General features: G+C 62.8%; 19 protein-coding genes. 12 read left to right on the forward strand and 7 right to left on the reverse strand.

Features of this window, described 5'->3' with window-relative positions; genetic code table 11:
• Positions 1-60: 60 nt before the first annotated feature.
• Genes HU773_RS16635 through HU773_RS16650 form a run of 4 tightly spaced genes read left to right on the forward strand, consistent with a single transcriptional unit; the run spans position 61 to position 5,613 of the window.
• Complete coding sequence (locus HU773_RS16635; protein WP_186625807.1) at positions 61-1,224, forward strand: isovaleryl-CoA dehydrogenase; 1,164 nt, start codon at positions 61-63, stop codon at positions 1,222-1,224.
• An 11-nt stretch (positions 1,225-1,235) separates the two neighbouring features.
• Positions 1,236-2,843, forward strand: coding sequence for a carboxyl transferase domain-containing protein (locus HU773_RS16640; protein WP_057960040.1), 1,608 nt, complete (start codon positions 1,236-1,238; stop codon positions 2,841-2,843).
• 14 nt (positions 2,844-2,857) lie between these two features.
• Positions 2,858-3,664 carry a gamma-carboxygeranoyl-CoA hydratase gene (locus HU773_RS16645; protein ID WP_120733498.1) on the forward strand — a complete coding sequence of 269 codons (807 nt, stop codon included), beginning with the start codon at positions 2,858-2,860 and terminating at the stop codon, positions 3,662-3,664.
• Positions 3,661-5,613: an acetyl/propionyl/methylcrotonyl-CoA carboxylase subunit alpha gene (locus HU773_RS16650; protein ID WP_170060595.1), complete on the forward strand. Its 1,953-nt coding sequence runs from the start codon at positions 3,661-3,663 to the stop codon at positions 5,611-5,613. The genes HU773_RS16645 and HU773_RS16650 overlap by 4 nt, the downstream gene beginning before the upstream one ends.
• Here HU773_RS16650 and HU773_RS16655 read toward each other — a convergent pair.
• Positions 5,610-6,257, reverse strand: a complete 648-nt coding sequence (locus HU773_RS16655; RefSeq protein WP_057960078.1) for a LexA family transcriptional regulator — start codon at positions 6,255-6,257, stop codon at positions 5,610-5,612. The genes HU773_RS16650 and HU773_RS16655 overlap by 4 nt on opposite strands.
• A 129-nt stretch (positions 6,258-6,386) precedes the next feature.
• On the opposite strand from HU773_RS16655, the gene HU773_RS16660 reads away from it, so the two are divergent.
• A complete protein-coding gene (locus HU773_RS16660) occupies positions 6,387-6,731 on the forward strand; it encodes a DUF6124 family protein (RefSeq protein ID WP_057960043.1) in 345 nt (114 codons plus the stop codon).
• A gap of 479 nt (positions 6,732-7,210) precedes the next feature.
• Positions 7,211-8,362 (forward strand): M14 family metallopeptidase, encoded by a 1,152-nt coding sequence (locus HU773_RS16665; protein WP_120733500.1) that lies wholly within the window; start codon positions 7,211-7,213, stop codon positions 8,360-8,362.
• Positions 8,363-8,382: 20 nt separating this feature from the next.
• On the opposite strand, the gene HU773_RS16670 is transcribed toward HU773_RS16665, so the two are convergent.
• Positions 8,383-8,844, reverse strand: coding sequence for a winged helix-turn-helix transcriptional regulator (locus tag HU773_RS16670; RefSeq protein ID WP_057960045.1), 462 nt, complete (start codon positions 8,842-8,844; stop codon positions 8,383-8,385).
• A 96-nt stretch (positions 8,845-8,940) separates the two neighbouring features.
• Between HU773_RS16670 and HU773_RS16675 the strand changes: the two genes are divergently transcribed.
• Entirely contained in the window at positions 8,941-10,206 is a 1,266-nt protein-coding gene (locus tag HU773_RS16675) for an MFS transporter (protein WP_120733501.1), read from the forward strand.
• Here HU773_RS16675 and HU773_RS16680 read toward each other — a convergent pair.
• Both HU773_RS16680 and HU773_RS16685 read right to left on the reverse strand, forming a co-directional pair.
• Complete coding sequence (locus HU773_RS16680) at positions 10,104-10,640, reverse strand: cytochrome b (RefSeq protein WP_081044274.1); 537 nt, start codon at positions 10,638-10,640, stop codon at positions 10,104-10,106. The two genes, HU773_RS16675 and HU773_RS16680, sit on opposite strands and share 103 nt — an antisense overlap.
• Positions 10,637-11,719, reverse strand: a complete 1,083-nt coding sequence (locus HU773_RS16685) for a catalase family peroxidase (RefSeq protein ID WP_057960048.1) — start codon at positions 11,717-11,719, stop codon at positions 10,637-10,639. Before HU773_RS16685 ends, HU773_RS16680 begins: the two co-directional genes overlap by 4 nt.
• A 152-nt stretch (positions 11,720-11,871) precedes the next feature.
• Between HU773_RS16685 and HU773_RS16690 the strand changes: the two genes are divergently transcribed.
• The 4 genes from HU773_RS16690 to HU773_RS16705 are packed head-to-tail and all read left to right on the forward strand — an operon-like array spanning position 11,872 to position 15,586.
• Complete coding sequence (locus HU773_RS16690) at positions 11,872-12,378, forward strand: sigma-70 family RNA polymerase sigma factor (RefSeq protein WP_057441590.1); 507 nt, start codon at positions 11,872-11,874, stop codon at positions 12,376-12,378.
• Positions 12,375-13,121, forward strand: a complete 747-nt coding sequence (locus tag HU773_RS16695) for an anti-sigma factor family protein (RefSeq protein WP_057960049.1) — start codon at positions 12,375-12,377, stop codon at positions 13,119-13,121. The genes HU773_RS16690 and HU773_RS16695 overlap by 4 nt, the downstream gene beginning before the upstream one ends.
• Positions 13,122-13,133: 12 nt before the next feature.
• Positions 13,134-14,246 (forward strand): cell division protein ZapE, encoded by a 1,113-nt coding sequence (gene zapE / locus HU773_RS16700; RefSeq protein WP_057960050.1) that lies wholly within the window; start codon positions 13,134-13,136, stop codon positions 14,244-14,246.
• A gap of 35 nt (positions 14,247-14,281) precedes the next feature.
• Positions 14,282-15,586: a protein kinase gene (locus HU773_RS16705; protein ID WP_186625808.1), complete on the forward strand. Its 1,305-nt coding sequence runs from the start codon at positions 14,282-14,284 to the stop codon at positions 15,584-15,586.
• Positions 15,587-15,735: 149 nt separating this feature from the next.
• Here the strand turns inward: HU773_RS16705 and HU773_RS16710 are convergent, their stop codons facing one another.
• Both HU773_RS16710 and HU773_RS16715 read right to left on the reverse strand, forming a co-directional pair.
• Positions 15,736-16,443 carry a YebC/PmpR family DNA-binding transcriptional regulator gene (locus HU773_RS16710; RefSeq protein ID WP_057441529.1) on the reverse strand — a complete coding sequence of 236 codons (708 nt, stop codon included), beginning with the start codon at positions 16,441-16,443 and terminating at the stop codon, positions 15,736-15,738.
• A gap of 118 nt (positions 16,444-16,561) precedes the next feature.
• The gene (locus HU773_RS16715) at positions 16,562-17,887 is read right to left on the reverse strand and encodes an MFS transporter (protein ID WP_186625809.1); all 1,326 of its coding nucleotides are present in this window, start codon (positions 17,885-17,887) and stop codon (positions 16,562-16,564) included.
• A 265-nt stretch (positions 17,888-18,152) separates the two neighbouring features.
• Between HU773_RS16715 and HU773_RS16720 the strand changes: the two genes are divergently transcribed.
• Positions 18,153-19,058: a LysR substrate-binding domain-containing protein gene (locus tag HU773_RS16720; RefSeq protein ID WP_057441524.1), complete on the forward strand. Its 906-nt coding sequence runs from the start codon at positions 18,153-18,155 to the stop codon at positions 19,056-19,058.
• Here the strand turns inward: HU773_RS16720 and HU773_RS16725 are convergent.
• Positions 19,028-19,888, reverse strand: coding sequence for a LysR substrate-binding domain-containing protein (locus HU773_RS16725; RefSeq protein ID WP_120733508.1), 861 nt, complete (start codon positions 19,886-19,888; stop codon positions 19,028-19,030). The genes HU773_RS16720 and HU773_RS16725 overlap by 31 nt on opposite strands.
• Positions 19,889-19,924 lie beyond the last annotated feature (36 nt).

Below are 19,924 nucleotides of genomic sequence, written 5' to 3' on the forward strand. Positions count from 1 at the left end.
AAGGTGATCGCCCAATGGCGTCGCCAGCCCCACAACAATAATGTTTATAGGTGCCCCTCCATGAGTTACCCGACCCTGAATTTCGCCCTCGGTGAAACCATCGACATGCTGCGCGACCAGGTGCAGGCCTTCGTGGCCAAGGAGCTGGCGCCACGGGCAGCGCAGATTGATATCGACAACCTGTTCCCCGTGGATATGTGGCGCAAGTTCGGTGACATGGGCCTGCTGGGCATCACCGTGCCGGAAGAATACGGCGGTGCCGGTCTGGGTTACCTGGCCCACGTGGTGGCCATGGAAGAAATCAGCCGCGGCTCGGCCTCGGTGGCGTTGTCCTACGGGGCGCACTCCAACCTGTGCGTCAACCAGATCAACCGCAACGGCACTCATGAACAGAAACTCAAGTACCTGCCCAAGCTGATCAGCGGCGAACACATTGGCGCCCTGGCCATGAGCGAGCCGAATGCGGGCTCTGATGTGGTGTCGATGAAGCTGCGCGCCGACAAACGCGGCCGCGTGTATGTGCTCAACGGCAGCAAGACCTGGATCACCAACGGTCCCGATGCCCACACCTATGTGATCTACGCCAAGACCGACCTGGAAAAAGGCGCCCACGGTATTACCGCGTTTATTGTCGAGCGCGACGCCAAGGGTTTCAGCCGCAGCAACAAGTTCGACAAGCTGGGCATGCGCGGCTCCAACACCTGCGAGCTGTTTTTCGATGACGTCGAAGTGCCCGAAGAAAACATCCTCGGCGTGCTCAATGGCGGGGTCAAAGTGCTGATGAGCGGCCTGGACTACGAGCGTGTGGTGCTCTCCGGCGGCCCTACCGGGATCATGCAGGCCTGCATGGACCTGATCGTCCCCTACATCCACGACCGTAAGCAGTTCGGCCAGAGCATCGGCGAATTCCAGCTGATCCAGGGCAAAGTTGCCGACATGTACACCCAGCTCAACGCCAGCCGCGCCTACCTCTATGCGGTGGCCCAGGCCTGCGAGCGCGGCGAGACCACGCGCAAGGACGCCGCCGGGGTGATTCTGTACAGCGCCGAACGCGCAACACAGATGGCCCTCGATGCGATCCAGATTCTCGGCGGCAATGGCTACATCAATGAATTCCCCGCAGGCCGTCTGTTACGTGATGCCAAGCTGTATGAAATCGGCGCGGGCACCAGTGAGATCCGACGCATGTTGATTGGTCGCGAACTGTTTAACGAAACCCGCTGAGGGAGTGCACCATGGCCACCCTGCACACCCAACTCAACCCGCGTTCGGCGGAATTCGCCAGCAACAGCGCGGCGATGCTCAAACAGGTCGATGCCTTGCACACCCTGCTCGCCCAGGTCCAGCAAGGCGGCGGCAGCAAGGCCCAGGAGCGTCATACCTCCCGTGGCAAGCTGCTGCCGCGCGAGCGTATCAACCGCCTGCTCGACCCGGGCTCGGCGTTCCTCGAACTCAGCCAACTGGCGGCGTATCAGGTTTACGGTGAAGAGGTACCGGCCGCGGGCGTGATCGCCGGGATCGGCCGGGTCGAAGGCGTCGAATGCATGATCGTCGCCAACGATGCCACGGTAAAAGGCGGTTCCTACTACCCGCTGACCGTGAAAAAACACCTGCGCGCCCAGACCATCGCCGAACAGAACCGCCTGCCCTGCATTTACCTGGTGGACTCCGGCGGCGCCAACCTGCCGCGCCAGGACGAGGTGTTCCCCGACCGCGAGCACTTTGGGCGGATTTTTTTCAACCAAGCCAATATGAGCGCCCAGGGCATTCCGCAGATTGCCGTGGTGATGGGCTCCTGCACGGCGGGTGGCGCTTATGTGCCGGCGATGGCCGATGAAGCGATCATGGTGCGCCAGCAGGCCACCATCTTCCTCGCCGGGCCTCCACTGGTGAAGGCCGCCACCGGTGAAGTGGTCAGCGCCGAAGACCTTGGCGGTGCCGATGTGCACTGCAAGATCTCCGGGGTGGCCGACCATTACGCCGACAGCGACGAACATGCCCTGGCCCTGGCCCGTCGCAGCATCGCCAACCTCAACTGGCGCAAACAGGGGCAGTTGCAACAGCGCACGCCGGTCGCGCCGTTGTATGCCAGCGAAGAGCTGTATGGGGTGATCCCGGCCGACGCCAAGCAACCGTTCGATGTACGCGAAGTGATTGCGCGACTGGTGGACGGCTCGGTCTTCGATGAATTCAAGGCGTTGTTCGGCACCACGCTGGTCTGCGGCTTTGCCCATTTGCATGGCTACCCCATCGCGATCCTCGCCAACAATGGGATCCTCTTCGCCGAAGCGGCGCAAAAAGGCGCGCACTTTATCGAGTTGGCCTGCCAGCGCGGGATTCCCCTGCTGTTCTTGCAGAACATCACCGGCTTTATGGTCGGGCAGAAATACGAAGCCGGCGGCATCGCCAAGCACGGCGCCAAGCTGGTCACGGCCGTGGCCTGCGCCAAGGTGCCGAAATTCACAGTGATCATCGGCGGCAGCTTTGGTGCCGGTAACTATGGGATGTGCGGGCGCGCCTACGACCCGCGCTTTTTGTGGATGTGGCCCAACGCCCGCATTGGCGTGATGGGCGCCGAACAGGCCGCCGGCGTGCTGGTGCAGGTCAAGCGCGAACAGGCCGAGCGCAGTGGCCAGGCGTTCAGCGCCGAGGACGAAGCGCAGATCAAGCAGCCGATCCTCGACCAGTACGAAACCCAGGGCCACCCTTACTACTCCAGCGCCCGCCTGTGGGATGACGGCGTCATCGACCCCTTGCAGACCCGTGACGTGCTGGCCCTGGCCTTGTCCGCCGCGCTGAATGCCCCCATCGAGCCGAGCCGCTTCGGCGTGTTCCGCATGTAATTGGAGCTGCACCCATGAGCGATTTCAACACTGTTGAGCTGGTCAACGACCCCCGTGGCTTTGCCACGCTGTGGTTGAGCCGGGAAGAGAAGAACAACGCGTTCAACGCTGAAATGATCCGCGAGCTGATCATTGCCCTGGACCAGGTCCAGGCCGATGCCGCGCTGCGTTTTCTGGTCGTGCGCGGGCGCGGCAAGCATTTCAGCGCCGGCGCGGACCTGGCCTGGATGCAACAGTCGGCCGAACTGGATTACCACACCAACCTCGACGACGCCCGCGAATTGGCGGAGTTGATGTACAACCTGGCCAAGCTGAAGATCCCGACACTGGCGGTGGTCCAGGGCGCGGCCTACGGCGGCGCCCTGGGCCTGATCAGTTGCTGCGATATGGCCATTGGCGCCGATGATGCGCAGTTCTGCCTGTCGGAAGTACGCATCGGCCTCGCGCCGGCGGTCATCAGCCCGTTTGTGGTGCAGGCGATTGGCGAGCGCGCGGCACGCCGCTATGCCCTGACCGCAGAACGCTTCGACGGTCAGCAGGCCCAGGCCATCGGGCTATTGGCGCAAAGCTACCCGCTGGATGCGCTGGATCAGCACGTCGAGCAATGGATCGCCAACCTGCTGCTCAACAGCCCGGCCGCCATGCGCGCCAGCAAGGATTTGTTGCGCGAAGTGGGTAATGGCGCCCTGACTCCAGCGTTGCGCCGTTACTGCGAAAACGCCATCTCGCGCATCCGCGTCAGCGCCGAGGGCCAGGAAGGCTTGCGCGCATTTTTGCAAAAGCGTGCGCCCAGTTGGCAGTCCCAGGAGCCACGTTCATGAGTGCACCGTTGATTACCTGCGTACTGGTGGCCAACCGGGGCGAAATCGCCTGTCGGGTCATGCGCACGGCCAAGGCACTGGGCATGACCACCGTTGCCGTGCACAGCGCCACGGACCGCGATGCGCGCCACAGCCGAGAAGCCGATATCCGGGTGGACCTGGGCGGCAGCAAGGCCGCCGACAGCTACCTGCAGATCGACAAACTGATCGCCGCGGCCAAGGCCAGCGGCGCCCAGGCGATTCATCCAGGCTATGGTTTTCTTTCCGAAAACCCGCGCTTTGCCCGAGCGATTGAAGAGGCCGGGCTGATTTTCCTTGGCCCGCCCGCCTCGGCCATTGATGCCATGGGCAGCAAGTCGGCGGCCAAGGCATTGATGGAAACCGCTGGCGTACCGCTGGTGCCGGGTTACCACGGTGCCGGCCAGGATCTGGAAACCTTCCGCCAGGCCGCCGCGCGCATTGGCTACCCGGTGCTGCTCAAGGCCACGGCGGGCGGCGGCGGCAAGGGCATGAAAGTGGTCGAGGACGAAAGCCAACTGGCCGAAGCCCTGGCCTCGGCCCAGCGCGAGGCGCTGTCGTCGTTTGGCAATGCGCAGATGCTGGTGGAAAAGTACCTGATCAAGCCCCGCCACGTGGAGATCCAGGTGTTTGCCGACCAGCACGGCCATTGCCTGTACCTCAATGAACGCGACTGCTCGATCCAGCGTCGCCATCAAAAGGTCGTCGAAGAAGCACCGGCACCCGGCCTCAGCCCTGCCCTGCGCCAGGCCATGGGCGAGGCAGCGGTGCGTGCCGCCCAGGCGATTGGCTATGTGGGCGCCGGCACCGTGGAGTTTCTGCTGGATGCGCGCGGTGAGTTTTTCTTTATGGAAATGAACACTCGCTTGCAGGTAGAACACCCGGTGACCGAGGCCATCACCGGCCTGGACCTGGTGGCCTGGCAGATTCGCGTGGCGCAAGGCGAGCCGCTGCCCATGACCCAGGAGCAGGTGCCGTTGCGCGGCCACGCGATTGAAGTGCGGCTGTATGCCGAAGACCCGGCCAATGACTTTCTGCCGGCCACCGGGCATCTAGCGCTGTACCGCGAATCGGCGCCTGGCCCGGGACGGCGGGTGGACAGTGGCGTCGCGCAAGGGGACGACGTCTCCCCCTTCTACGACCCGATGCTTGGAAAACTGATTGCCTGGGGCGAGGACCGCGAACAGGCGCGCCTGCGCCTGTTGAGCATGCTCGATGAGTTTGCGGTCGGTGGCTTGAAGACCAACCTGGGCTTCTTACGGCGCATCATCGGCCATCCCGCCTTTGCCGCAGCGCAGTTGGATACCGGGTTTATCCCGCGTTATCAGGAGCAACTGCTGCCTGCCGCCAGTGCGTTGAGTGATGAGTTCTGGCAGGCGGCCGGTCATGCTTTCATGCAAAGCCAGCCCTCCCGGCTGCGGCAGGACGATCCTGCCTCGCCGTGGGCTGCAACCCTGGGCTTTCGTGCGGGCCTGCCTGCCGAAACATCCCTGCATTTGAGCAGTGACGGCCAGGATCGCCTGGTAACACTGCAAACCAGCACCGCGCCGCAACTGCGTGGCGAACAATTGCTGATCGAGGATGCTGGCATCCGCCGTTCGCACTTGGCCGTGCGCCATGGGCAGACGCTGTTCCTGCGCTGGCAAGGTGAGATGCGCAGCGTGACGCTGTTTGACCCGATCGCCGCCGTCGATGCCGGACAAGCCCATCAGGGCGGCCTGAGCGCACCCATGAACGGCAGCATCGTGCGGGTGCTGGTGGAAGTCGGGCAGACGGTGGAGGCCGGTGCGCAACTGGTGGTGCTTGAAGCGATGAAGATGGAGCACAGCATCCGCGCGCCCCACGGAGGCGTGATCAAGGCCCTGTATTGCCAGGAAGGCGAAATGGTCGGCGAAGGCAGCGCCTTGGTGGAGCTGGAAGCCCAGGCCTAGAACTTCACCGTGGCCTGTACCACCACGCCGATGATCCGGCAGTCATCGGTGAGCAGGGCTTTGGGGTAGGTCGGGTTGAGCGGCACCAGGTAACGCTGGCCGCTTTCCTCGATCAACTTGCGAAAGGTCGCCTGGCTGCTGCCGGCCCATTGGGCCACCACCAATGTACCGGGCTCGGCTTCGCGGGCCGGGTCTACCAGGATCATCATCCCTTCGGCAATACTCGGCCCGCTGGGCGCGGTCATCGCATCGCCGCTCACCTGGAGCCAGAACGCCTCGCCGTCGGCCTCGTAATCGCTCGCCTCAAAACGCGTGGCGCCATAGGCTGGCCGCTGTTCGTGCACCTGGCAGGGGTGTTTCCAGTCGGTCACAGGGTAACGAAAATACGGATTGTATTGAGTGACCGACGCGGCGTCGTCGTTCGCCGGGGCGTCGCTTTTTTCGCGGATCACCAGCACCGTCTCCAGATAGCCCAGGCCCAGCTCTTCGAGCACCCGGTTCATATCGGCGAGGCTGGGCACCCGGCGCTTGCCCAGCCAGTGGCCAATGCCGCCCTGGGACATGCCCAAGCGTGCGGCCAGTTGATGCTGCGTGACCTTGCGGGCCTTCATGTTGGCTTTGACCAACGCTATCCATTTATCCATGGGCCACACAATACCGGATGAATTCAGGGCGACAATAAACAGTTTGTAGTAATCAATCAAATGACATAAATACAGATCGTATTATTATCAACCCCACCTGTTCACCTTCCCACCCAGAGCACCGACCTCATGACCACTACCCTGGATCACCTGCCTGGCACACCTGATGACGATGAAATAAAGTTCTTGCAGGGCAGCGAAGCCGCCCGACGCGCACTGGACTACTACTTGAAAGAGGACACGGAGCCAGTGGACGATGTGGCCTTTTTCGAGGCCAACCCCCATGTCAGCAGCGAAGAAGCCCTGGTGCATGCCTCGGACCTGCTGCGCAGCGCCGCCGCCATCGCGTATGAATTGGCGAACAACAAGCTGGGGGGCACCCGAGACCTGGCGTTTTCAGTGGTGTATTTGATTGATATGGCCAAGGCCATGCTGGAGCGTCCACTGCAACTGGCAGGCGGCAAAGCCTCATAGCCAGATAGGCGTGCAGGAACAGAAGGAAAAATATTTCTATCAGACGGATAAAAACATTTGACTTGCAAATGATAATGATTATTATTGCAAGCAGCTGGTCGCGAGATCAGTCGATAGGCCAAGAGACCTTAGGTCGGACTCTTGGAATATCTCCTCATCAGGCTAATCACGGTTTTTGACCCGGCTCTTTGGCCGGGTCTTTTTTTTGCCAGTTATTCTGGCGTGGCTTCAGGCTAATGAAGACTGTGTGTTGCTCGATGGCGCGCATGGTAGCAAAAGACAATCACCGAAAGAAAGCCGATCAAGCGCTCTGGCCCGCTTCTTTCCAAGATAGCACTTGAGAATCAATCTCATAGACTCTAAGCTGCGGCTGCGTCAAGGATGACGCCCCCTCCCTTTTCGCAATAATTTGCGTCCAGACTTTACCCCGCGTCTGTGTAAACTGCCCGCCACAACTCTCATATTCAGGCAATCAGACTATGACCGTGGCCTTGACCTCCATCAAAATCAGCACCGACTTCGACAGTGGCAATATCCAGGTGCTCGACACCAGCGATGCCCATCAGTTACTGCTGGCGATCAAACCTGATACCCGCAGCCAGCACTTCCAATGGTTCCACTTCAAGGCCGAAGGCATGCACATTGGTCATACCCATACCTTTCGCCTGAGCAACGCCGGCCAGTCCTCCTACAAACATGCCTGGAGCGGTTACAACGCCGTGGCGTCCTACGACCACGTCAATTGGTTCCGGGTGCCGACGCGCTTTGATGGCGAAACCTTGCACATCGAACTGCAGGCCGAGCAAAAACACGCCTGGCTCGCCTACTTCGAACCCTACAGTCGCGAGCGTCACGCCTGGTTGATCGAGCAGGCACTGAACCGCGCCGGTACGCAATTGCTGGCCACCGGCAAGAGTGTCGAAGGCCGTGATATTCCCCTGCTACGCCGTGGCAAGGGTGACGCCGGGCAGCGCAAAGTGTGGATCATTGCGCAGCAGCACCCGGGCGAGCATATGGCCGAGTGGTTTATGGAAGGCATCATCGAGCGCCTGCAACAGGAAGGTGATGCTGAACTGAAAAAACTCCTGGCATCCGCCGACCTGTACCTGGTGCCGAACATGAACCCGGATGGCGCGTTCCACGGTCACTTGCGCACCAACGCCATGGGCCAGGACCTCAATCGCGCCTGGCAAAGCGCAAGCCAGGAACAGAGCCCGGAAGTGCTGTTCGTCCAGCAGCAAATGGAAAAATACGGCGTCGACCTGTTCCTGGATATCCACGGCGACGAAGAAATCCCCTATGTGTTCACCGCAGGGTGTGAAGGCAACCCCGGCTATACCCCGCGTATCGAGGCCCTGGAAAAACACTTTCGCAGCCACTTGAGCGAACTGACCCGCGACTTCCAGACCACCCATGGCTACACCCGCGACTTGCCGGGCCAGGCCAATATGACCTTGGCGTGCAACAGCGTGGGCGAGAAATTCGATTGCCTGTCCCTGACCCTGGAAATGCCGTTCAAGGACAACGACGATGCGCCCGATCCACGCACCGGCTGGTCCGGCAAACGCTCCCGGCAACTGGGCAAGGACGTGCTGAGCACCGTGGCGGACATGGTCAACGTACTGCGCTGACCCTGCCCCAATAAGCGCCGTTAACCCTCAGCCTCGGACTGCGCCGCCACTCGCACGCAGTCCAGCGGCCCAAGCACCCGGCCATCTGCCGCCTGCACGTGCAAAGCCTGCAGCGGCTGCCCGTGCTCACGGTCCAACAGCACCGAATGGGCCTCGCCCTCGGCGTAGAAAAACCCTTCGCCCCATTGCCGCAACCCAATGATCACGGCAAACAGCCCCCTGCCCTTTTCCGTCAACACATACTCCTGATAAGCACTGCCATCCGAGGCCGGGACAATCTCGAAAATCCCGTGGCCAACCAGGCTGCGCAAGCGTGCCGAAAGAATATTCTTGGCCATGCCCAGGCTGCGCTGAAACTCGCCAAAACGGCGGATGCCGTCGAACGCATCGCGAATGATCAACAGCGCCCAGCCATCGCCAATCGCCTCCAGCGAGCGCGCCACCGGGCATTCGGCACTTTCAAAGCGAGTGAGTTTGACCATGAGTAACGCCTGCCTGATAAAAATGTAGTTGCAATATAAAACCGGAATACCTACCGTACAACTGGTTTTATTTAACAACCACAATGAGAACTCAGCATGCCCCAATCATCGTTAAGCGGCGCCGTGGTGCTGCTGTTCGCCATTGCCTGCGGCCTGTCGGTGGCAAACGTCTATTACGCCCAACCCCTGCTGGATGCCATGGCCACGACGTTCGCCATGGACCCCGCCACCGTCGGCATCGTGATCAGCCTGACCCAGGTCGGCTATGGCCTCGGTTTATTACTGCTGGTGCCGTTGGGCGATCTGCTCAACCGTCGGCACTTGATCGTCGGCCAGTTACTGCTGTCCACCGGCGCGGTATTGCTGGTCGCCCTGTCCAACAGCAGCGTGGGGTTTCTGGCTGGCCTGTTGCTGACGGGCTTGCTCGCCGTGGTGGCCCAGGTGTTGGTGGCCTACGCCGCAAACCTGGCGCGCCCCGAGCAACGGGGGCATGTGGTGGGCCTGGTGACCAGTGGCATCGTGGTTGGCTTGCTGCTGGCGCGCACGGTGTCCGGGCTCATGGCGGACCTGGCCGGCTGGCGCTCGGTGTACCTGCTGTCGGCTGGCTTGACGTTGCTGATGGCGCTGCTGCTCTGGCGTGTCTTGCCCGCTACCGAGCAGCCCCGGGCGCCAGGCGCCTATCGCCAGTTGCTCGGCTCGGTGTTCAGCCTGTTGCGCGAGGAAAAAGTGCTGCGCGACCGCGCAGTGCTGGCCTTGCTGATTTTTGCCGCGGGCACGGTGCTATGGACGCCCTTGGTATTGCCCTTGAGCGCCCCGCCGCTGTCGTTGTCCCACACCCAGATCGGCCTGTTCGGCCTTGCCGGTGCCGCCGGCGCGCTGGGAGCGGCCCATGCCGGGCGCCTGGCTGACCGAGGCTGGGCACAGTGGACCAGCGGCGCGGCCCTGGCGCTGATGCTGGTGTCTTGGCTGCCCATCGCCTTGACCCAGTCTTCGTTGTGGGCACTGTTGCTTGGGGTGATTGCCTTCGACCTCGGCCTGCAAGCCGTGCATGTCACCAGCCAAAGCCTGATCTACAGCGTGCGCCCCGAAGCCCAGAGCCGCCTGGCTGCCGGCTACATGCTGTTCTATTCGGCAGGCAGCGCCCTGGGCTCGCTCGGCGCCACCCTGATGTACGCCTGGGCCGGCTGGCTCGGCGTTTGTGCCCTGGGCGCCGCCATCAACCTACTGGCCCTGGGATACTGGTGGGCAACCCTCGGGGCTCAGTCCTTGCCGAGCATGCTTTGCAAAACGCCATCCCGGCGAATCCAGCCATGGAACAACGCCGCCGCCAAATGCAGCAACACCGTGAGGAACAGCAAATAGGCGAGATACCCATGGGCCTTGCGCAGAATTGCAAACAACTGCGCGTTGGCCGGCACCCACGCCGGTAACTGCAAAGAACTGCTCAGCATCACTGGGTCACCGGCCGCCGAAATCATCGCCCATCCCAACAACGGCAGCGCCAGCATCAAGCCATACAGCAGCAGATGCGACGCCTTGGCCGCCAACACCTGCCACGCCGGCAAATCGGCAGGCAGCGGCGGCTGGCGGGTAGCAAAGCGCACCACCAGGCGCACGATCACCAACAGCAGAATCGCAATGCCCAATGGCTTGTGCAGGTGCAACAACCATGCATGGCGCTGGGACACCGAGGCCACCATGCCAGCACCGATAAACAGCATGGCAAGGACCATCAGCGCCATCAGCCAGTGCAGCAGGCGCGCCAGCGGGGCGAAAAACCGTGGTTGAGTCTTCATGGCTGGGACTCCTGAGAGGCGCTGTGCAACTGGCTGACTTCGCCGGTACGGCGCAGGTAGGAACTGGCATAGGCAGCAGAACGTGCAGCCAGCAGCGGGTCATTGGAGGCTTCGATACCACTGGGCAGGATCAGCGGGTCAAAGTTGATATCGCGGCAATCACCGTCCAACTGTGGCTGACTGCGCTCGAGTACCAGGGTGCCGGCATCCAGCACCGTGTGCGCCCCAGACCAGGCCTTGCTGGCGTCATCCACCGGGTCTAAGGGGTTGGCCAGGGTGATCTGCAACTGCCAGCGCAGGGGGCCGGCCGCCAATCGTTGCTCCAGGTCGGCCTGGAGGAAATCCGCCCCTGGCGGCGCAGCGGCTGCGCTGACGTCCTGGCTCATCGGCACCAGCCCCCAGCGCACGGCCTGGCGCTGCCCGTCGGCATTCACCAGGTAAAACGCATTGATGCCGTTGTAACGCTCGGTGGCATAGCTGGCTGACGGCCTGGCCGTCTTGACCCAGGCCAGGAACGGCGCCGTCTCCGGATGGCTGGCAAAAAACGCCGGCATACTGGCCGGGTTCGGCTTGCCGGTCGCCGGGTCGGGAGTCCCCGCCTTGAGCATCTGGTAGAACGCCTCGGGCGTGCCCACCGGGAACACTGGCATGCTGTTCATCCCGCTGCGCCATTGCTGGCCGTTGGCCTGGTTGAACTGCACGGCCAGGCTGCGGATCGGCACGCTGCTGTCCGGGGCATAGGGGTTGCCGCTGGGCAAGGCAAAACGGCCGATCACCGGGGTGCGGGCCTCGCTGAATACCTGCGCACGGGAATAGGCACGCGCCGCAGGACTGCTCTCGAAATAGCCCGCCACGCATACACCCTTGGAATGGTTGCGCCGGTAGCCGGGGTGCACGCCGTTATTGGTTTCCAGGGCATTGACCAGGGCCTGGGGGCGCAACCGCTGCGGGTCGAGTGTACCGTTGACGTAGGCAAACGCCCCGGCGGCGGCGCCGACGACCACGCCGATAGCGGCCAGGCGCAGCATCAGGCTGGCGCGCCCCAGCGGCGGGCGTAAGGGGGATGGTTGATCTGGCATGCAGTGCTCCAGGGCCAGCGGCCACAGGTGAGAGAGAAGCAGGACGAGCGTCGACACGCTCTATTCCCACCCGCACTGTTTATTTTTCAATCCCTGGAATAACCTCCAAGGCCGGACGTCTTCCTGGTCCAAGCACAGTGACCAAGATTGCCATGCACGAACTCGACGACTCATTGCGTGAACTCCTCCCCAGGCTACGGCGCTTTGCCGTATCCCTGACACGCAACCCCAGCAGCGCCGACGACCTGGTGCAGGCCACGCTTGAGCGCGCCATCGTCAGTTGGCGCAACAAGCGCGTCGACGGCGATTTGCGCGCCTGGCTGTTCTCGATCCTCTACCGGCAGTTCCTCGACGCGCACCGGCGTTCGCGGCGTTATGCGCGGATGCTGGAGTTCTTCACCGGTCGTGATGACGCGCAACCGTCAGTCGAACGTACGGTGATCGCCCAATCGACCCTGCAAGCCTTCGACCAGTTGAGCAGCGAGCAACGCGCCCTGCTGCTGTGGGTTTCGGTGGAAGGCTTGAGCTACAAGGAAGTCGCCCATATCCTCGACGTGCCCATCGGCACCGTGATGTCACGCCTGTCCCGTGCCCGCCAGGCCTTGCGCCAGCTCAGCGACGGTGACATCACCCGCCCTTCCCTGCGGATACTCAAATGATCAGCCTGCCCCCCAACGAACGCGACCTGCACGCGTACGTCGATCACCAGCTCAGCGAGCCGGATCGCCGCCAACTGCAGATCTGGCTCGCCGCCCACCCCGAGGTCGCGGCCCAGGTCCACGCCTGGCAACAGGATGCCCAGCACCTGCGCACGGCCATCGGTGCGCCGCCAGCGGCCAACCCCGAGTTGGATCCGGCGCAGATTCGCCAGCGTCTCAAGCACCAGTCGCGCCGCCAGCTGGCCACTGCCGCCATGCTGGTGCTCGCCGTCGGCCTGGGCGGCCTGGGTGGCTGGCAAGCGCGGCAGGCGACCCTGGTCGCCAGCGCACTGCCGATGACCGACGCCATGCAGGCGTACCGCCTGTTTGCCCAGAACCCAATCATGCCCGCCGATTACCAGGTGCAGGGCAATGGCGATATGCAAGCCTGGCTCGACCGTTACTTCGCCCAGGCCCATCGCCTGCCAGACCTCAGCGAGGCCGGCTTCAGCCCGGTCAGCGCACGGCTGCTCAGCACCGATCAGGGCGCGGCAGCGATGGTGCTTTACGAGAACCCGCAGGGCCGGCGCATCAGTTTTTATATTCGCCCGCCCGGCCCGCAAAACACCCTGCTGCCACGGGGCAGCCGCAGTGCCGATGGACTGCAGGCCGAATACTGGTCCAGCCCCGGCTACAACTATGCGATGGTCAGCCCGGAGGACGAGCCGACCACCCCATTGCTCAAGCAGACCACCCGGTTCTAGGACGCCAACGCCATGCCTTTTCGAGAGAGCCGCCCCCGGCGCCTGCCCCTGCTCAAACGCCTGCTGGGCAAAAAAACCGCCCACGACAGCGCGCCAGCCATTCAGCGCTTCTTCGCGGACAAGGCTCGGCAACAGGGCTACACCCTCAGCCCCAGCCAGGTGCAGGTGATCGACGCTATGGCGCGGCAGGCCGCACACCTGCTGGCCCAGCGCCCGACCCGCAGCCTGTACCTGCACGGCGCTGTCGGCCGGGGCAAAAGCTGGCTGCTGGACGGGTTTTTCCAGGCCCTGCCGTTGCCTGACAAGCAGCGGGTACATTTCCACGACTTTTTCGCCCGCCTGCACCGCGGCATGTTTGCCCACCGCCAGCAGGCCGATACCCTGGGCGCCACCCTGGATCAATTGCTCGACGGCTGCCGGGTGCTGTGTTTCGACGAGTTCCATGTGCATGACATCGGCGACGCGATGTTGATCACCCGCCTGTTCAAGGCCCTGTTCCAACGGGGCATCCTGCTGCTGGTCACCTCCAATTACCCGCCCCAGGGCTTGCTGCCCAACCCGCTGTACCATCAGCGCTTCAAGCCGGTGATTGACTTGATCAGCGCGCGCATGGACGTCATGGAAGTCAGCGCGCCTCAGGACTACCGGGGCCTGGCGCAGAACCACCAGCTGCAGCGCTTCACCCATGGCCAGTACGTGTGGCCGGGCGCCCCGGCCCAGCGCCGTGAGCTGGGGCTGCCCGCCACCGATGGCCCGCCCCTGGCGCTGGCGGTCGGCTCGCGGCAACTGCAGGTGCGCTGGCACCAGGCGCGCAGCCTGGCCTTGACCTTCAACGACCTGTGCGAACAGCCCACCGCCGTGATGGATTACCTGCTGCTGTGCGAGGATTTCGACCACTGGATCATCGACGACCTGCCGCTGCTCGGCGATTGCCCGATTGCCGTGCAACAGCGCTTTATCAACCTGATCGACGTGCTGTACGACCAGGACAAGCACCTGACCCTGCTGGGCCAACAGCCACTGGACGATGCCCTGCAAGGCCAGGCGATTGACCTGGCGCGCACCCGCAGCCGCCTGGGGCAGTTGCAACAAGTCAGCCCGCTGGCGCTCAAGTCGCTATCATGAGCGCCTTTGACCTTGTCGAGTGACCTAAGCTGTTCATGGATACCCTTGCCCAACTCAAGGCTGGCCAACTGGCTGGCATCAAGCGCCTGGACCTGTCCTGCGGCCTGACGCAGTTCCCCCGGGAAATCTTCGACCTGGCCGACTCCCTGGAAATCCTCAACCTGAGCGGCAACGCCCTGCGCAGCCTGCCCGACGACCTGCACCGGCTGCCCCACCTGCGCGTGCTGTTTTGCTCGGACAACGCCTTCACCGAACTGCCGGCGTGCCTGGGGCAATGCCAGCAATTGAGCATGGTCGGCTTCAAGGCCAACCAGATCGAGCAGGTGTCGGCTGCTGCACTGCCGCCGCAATTGCGTTGGTTGATCCTCACCGATAACCGTCTCAGCCACTTGCCGGATGAACTCGGCGAACGGCCGCTGCTGCAAAAACTCATGCTGGCCGGTAATCGCCTGGAGCAACTGCCGGCGAGCCTGGCCCAGTGCCATAACCTCGAACTGCTGCGCATCGCCGCCAACCGCCTGACGCAATTGCCGCAATGGCTGCTGACGCTGCCGCGCCTGACCTGGCTGGCCTATGCCGGCAACCCGGTGGAAAGCGCGGTCGAACTGGCAATTGACGACAACACAGCGAATATTCCCTGGGCCGAACTGGAGCTGGCCGAGGTGCTCGGCGAAGGCGCCTCGGGGGTGATTCGCAAGGCACTGCGCAAACCGTCGAACGAGCCGGTCGCGGTCAAACTCTATAAGGGCACCATCACCAGCGACGGTTCACCGCTGCATGAAATGCAGGCCTGCATTGCCGCCGGGCTGCACCCCAACCTGATCAAGGTGCAAGGCCGGGTAATCGGCCACCCCGATGACCAGGCCGCGCTGGTGATGGACCTGATCGACCCGAGCTACCGCAACCTCGCCGGCCTGCCCAGCCTGGCGTCCTGCACACGGGACATCTACGACCCCGCCAGCCGTTTCAGCGTGGCTGTGGCGTTGCGCATGGCGCGCGGCATCGCCTCCGTGGCCGCACACCTGCACCGGCACGGCATCACCCATGGCGACCTGTATGGCCACAATATCCTGTGGAATGCCGGGGGTGATTGTTTGCTGGGGGACTTTGGCGCGGCGTCATTCCATGCCACGGCCGACACCTTGGAAACCAGGGCGTTGCAGCGCATTGAAGTGCGGGCGTTCGGGGTGTTGCTGGGGGAGTTGCTGGAGCGCATTGATGCAGGTTTGAGCAATGACCAGCGCCAGGTGCTGGAGGCGCTGCGGGACCGCTGCTGCCAGCCGCAGGTGCTGGCGCGTCCGGCGTTCGAAGAGATCGAGGCACTGCTGTCCTCACTCTGAAACGCCCTGCAAATGCGGAAGCGGGCTTATGTGGGAGCGGGCTTGCCCGCGATAGCAGTGGGTCAGCCAGCTGATGTGCCATCTGATACACCGCAATCGCGGGCAAACCCGCTCCCAAACAAGCCCGTGCCCATAATTCCAGGCCGGGTTTAGCCCGCCAGGCCGACGAACATGTCCTGCACGTCGTCATGGTTGTCCAGGCCTTCCAGGAAGGCTTCGACTTCAGCCATCTGCTCGTCGCTCAGGCCGCTGACCGGGTTTTTCGCGAGGTAGCCCAACTTCGCCGACAACACGGTAAAACCCTGCTCCGGCAACGCCTTCTGCACCGCGTCCAGGTCGGTGGTCTCGGTGATGAAAAGGGTCGTGCCCTCTTCTTCACCTTCTTCAAAGTCCTGGGCACCGGCTTCGATGGCGGCCATTTCCGGGTCGGCATCGGGGGTGTCCGGCGAGGCCTCGATCAGCCCTACATGGTTAAAGTCCCAGGCCACCGAGCCCGAAGCTCCGAGTTGCCCCTTGCGGAAAGCTACGCGGATTTCCGCCACGGTGCGGTTGATGTTGTCGGTCACGCATTCAACGATCAACGGCACCTGGTGCGGGGCGAACCCTTCATAAGTCACGCGATGGTACTGCACGGTCTCGCCGAGCAGGCCCGCGCCTTTCTTGATTGCGCGCTCCAGGGTTTCCTTGGGCATCGAGGCCTTTTTGGCCTGCTCGACCACCAGACGCAGGTGGGCGTTGGTCGCGGTGTCCGCACCGTTACGGGCGGCAATGGTGATTTCCTTCACCAGCTTGCCGAAAATCTTGCCCTTGGCATTGGATGCCGCTTCTTTATGTTTAACCTTCCACTGTGCGCCCATGACTCACTCTCTTGATATCCGTGGCGCCGAGACGTCTACTGGCCGGCGCTTTGGCCGCAGAGTTTATAGGGCAAGAACCCATCGTTCCACCAAAAAACCGGCCAGCGTTGCAGGTACCTCAGGTGCGCAGGGGTTTGATTGCCACAGTGCGATCCGGCACAAAGTCGCCCACTTGCGCCAATACCGCAGGCCGGGCGTTCCAATAAGGCATCAGCACCAGCGAGGAAAACAGGGCGGCGCCGGCGAACACGATAAACACCGTCACCGTGTCGAAGTAGCCCGGCAGCAGGCCACCGAGGATCGCGCCCACCGAGCCGCAACCGTTGACGAAACCCGCCGCCGTAGCGCCGGCCTTGGCGGTACCGAAGTCAATGGCCGCCGTGCTGCTGATCATCGAGTCCGGCCCGTACAGGGTCAGGCCCATGACAAACAGCAAAGCCATCACCAACATCACACTGCCGGTATGCAACGCCCCCATAAACAGCGCCAGGGACACGGTCAGCGCCAACAAACTGAGAACACAGGCCGGCATGCGCCGGGCGCCGAACAGTTTGTCGGACGCCAGGCCAATCATGATCGGCCCCAACAACCCCGCCAGCTCGAACGCCGTGGGCACAATGGCCGCGCCGACCTTGCCCACCGAGGGCATCTGCTCATAGACAATCACCGGGCCCCACAACAGGATCGCGTAACGCGCCGGTTTCAACAGGAAGTACGCCAGGCCCAGGGTCAGCACCGTGCGGTTGCGCAAGATCTCGCGCAATGGCTCAAGGATGCTGATTTTTTTCGCCGCCGCCTGCTCTTCGGCGCTCATTGCCGGCTCGGGCTCCACTTCTGGCAGGCCAACGTCCTGTGGCGTGTTGCGCTGGAAAATAAAGAACAGCACCGCCACCACCGCCACCACCGCGGCACTGGAGATAAATGCCGCGTGCCAACTGCCAATCAGGGTGTAGGCCCACCAGCCGGCAAAGGGCGAGGCCACCAGCCCGCCAAACGCGTAACACGAGCTCCACAAGCCCAGCACCCGCCCGCGCTGTTGCGCCGGGAAGAAACTACCGAGGTTCTTGCACAGCCCCGACCAGCCGGTGGATTGCGCCAACCCCTGGATCAACATGCACGTGACAAAGATCGGCAAGGTGGCAAACGTGCCCATGACCAGGGCGGCAGCCGCCGAAATCACCAGCCCGCCCAACACCACCACCCGTGGGCCGAAACGGTCGGCGAGTATGCCCCAGGTGAACTGGCCGACGGCATAGGCCGCCAGGTACAGGCCATCCAGGTTGGCCATCATCATCTTGTCCAGCGGGAAACTCGGGTCGTCAACGATCCCTAACTTGGCCACGGAAAATGCTTTGCGGGTGAAATAGAAAGCGGCATATGCCAGCCAGGTGATGGCGAAAATCTGCACGCGCCAACGCTTGATGCTACCCATAGGGATATTCATGGTGGTTCTGACCTCAGGTGTGAGTGTGCCGGCAGAATCGGAAGCAATTGCCTGTGTTTTTATTGTTTTGCACTGCAGTACCGGGTGGCAGAGCACCGGGTACTGGTCAGATGAGTCCTGCAAGGTTGCACGCAAGGGCTCATGATCGCCGAAGTTGTAGGACTCAACCTACGGCGACTGAGGGCTATCAAAGCAATGGCTGACTAATAGGTAAAATCGATTTATCGTATTTCAAATATAAGCTCAGCTTGTAAGAGGTCGCGCCATGTCGGTTTCCCACGCCCAACTCAAAGCCTTCCATGCCGTGGCTGTCCATGGCAGTTTCACGTTGGCGGCCGAACGGTTGTTCCTCACCCAGCCGGCCATTTCCGACCAAGTGCGCAAGCTTGAAGAGCGTTTTGGCGTGCTGCTGTTCCATCGCAACAAACGCTCGGTGCGCCTGACCGACCTCGGCGAGCGCCTGCTGAGTATCACCCAGCGCCTGTTTGTCATCGCCGCCGAAGCCCAGGAGCTGCTGCAAGACTCCAAGGCCCTGCAAACCGGCAGCCTGACCCTGGCGGTGGACGCCCCGGTGCATGTGCTGCCGCAAATCGCCCGGTTTTGCGAACGTTATCCGGGAATCACCGTGAAAATCGAGACCGGCAACACCGATGATGCGCTGTACCGCCTCTACAACTATCAGGCCGACCTGGCGTTGGTGGGGCGTGACGTCGACGATGAGCGCCTGCTCTCGATCCCCTTGCGTGATGACCCGATGCTGGCGTTCGTCGCCCGCAACCACCCGTGGGCCGGGCGCGAGTCCATCGAACTGGCGGATCTGGACGACACGCCTCTGGTCCTGCGGGAAACCGGCTCGGTGACCCGTCAGACCCTGGAGCGCGAGATGCACCAGGCCGGGCTGCGCATCCGCCCGGCGATCCAGGTGGAAGGCCGCGAAGCCGCGCGCGAGGCCGTGGTGGTGGGGATTGGCGTGGGCGTGGTGTCGGCGTCGGAGTTCGGCGCCGATTCACGGGTGTATGCCATGCCCATCCGCGACTGCACCCAGCGCATGAAGGAAACACTGGTGTGCCTCAAGGAACAGAGTTCGCGGCGGGTAGTGGCGACCTTTCTGGAGATTGTCCGCGAAAGCCTGCGCGAAGATCAGCCTGAAGCCAACTCGAAGAACGCCTGAATCAAGCGCAATTCCCGGCGCCGCTCCATGCAGCCGAGCATATGTTGGTTCAGCAGCCCGTCGCCACGGATGGGAATAGCATGCACCCGCGGATCGCGGCTGACTTCCACCGACGACACCACGCCCACCCCCAACTCGGCAGCCACCGCTTCCGTCACCGCTTCGCGGCTGTCCAGTTCCAGCAACACCCTGGGCTGCACGCTGGCCTTGGCACAGGCGTCGTCGAAGGTGCGGCGGGTAATGGAACTGGGCTCGCGCAGTACCATGATCACCTGGTCCAACTGCTCCAGACGGATACCCGCCGGGTCCGCCAGCCACGGATGGCCAGCCGGTACCAAGGCGCAGATACGGGATTCGTTCAAGGGTTGCAGGTGCACGCCCTTGCGCGGCTCGACTTCGGTCAACACGGCCACATCCGCGTGCTCGGACAGCAGCGCCGCCAGGGTTTCCTGGGCATTGCCCAGGCGCAGGTTGACGGTAATCCCCGGGTAACGGGCACGCAGCTTGGCCAGCATCGGCATGACCATATGCGGGCCATCCGCCGCCACTTCCAGGCGCCCGGTGAGCAATTGGCGGTTGGCTTCGAGCAGGGTCTGCGCTTCATCCACCAGGCCGAAGATACTGCGGGTAATGGCCGCCAGCTTGATGCCCTCCTCCGTCAACTCGACGCGCCGCGCGGTACGCCGCAGCAGGGTGATCTGGTAGTGCTCTTCCAGCGCCTTGATATGCCCGGTCACGGCTGGCTGGCTGATAAACAGGCGTGCGGCGGCACGGGTAAAACTGCCGTCCCGGGCCACGGCGTCAAATGCACGGAGTTGGAAAAGATTCATAGCTATCGGCCTCACTGATGGCTGGCATAACAACAA

Source organism: Pseudomonas shahriarae, assembly GCF_014268455.2.
GTDB classification, from domain to species: domain Bacteria; phylum Pseudomonadota; class Gammaproteobacteria; order Pseudomonadales; family Pseudomonadaceae; genus Aquipseudomonas; species Aquipseudomonas shahriarae.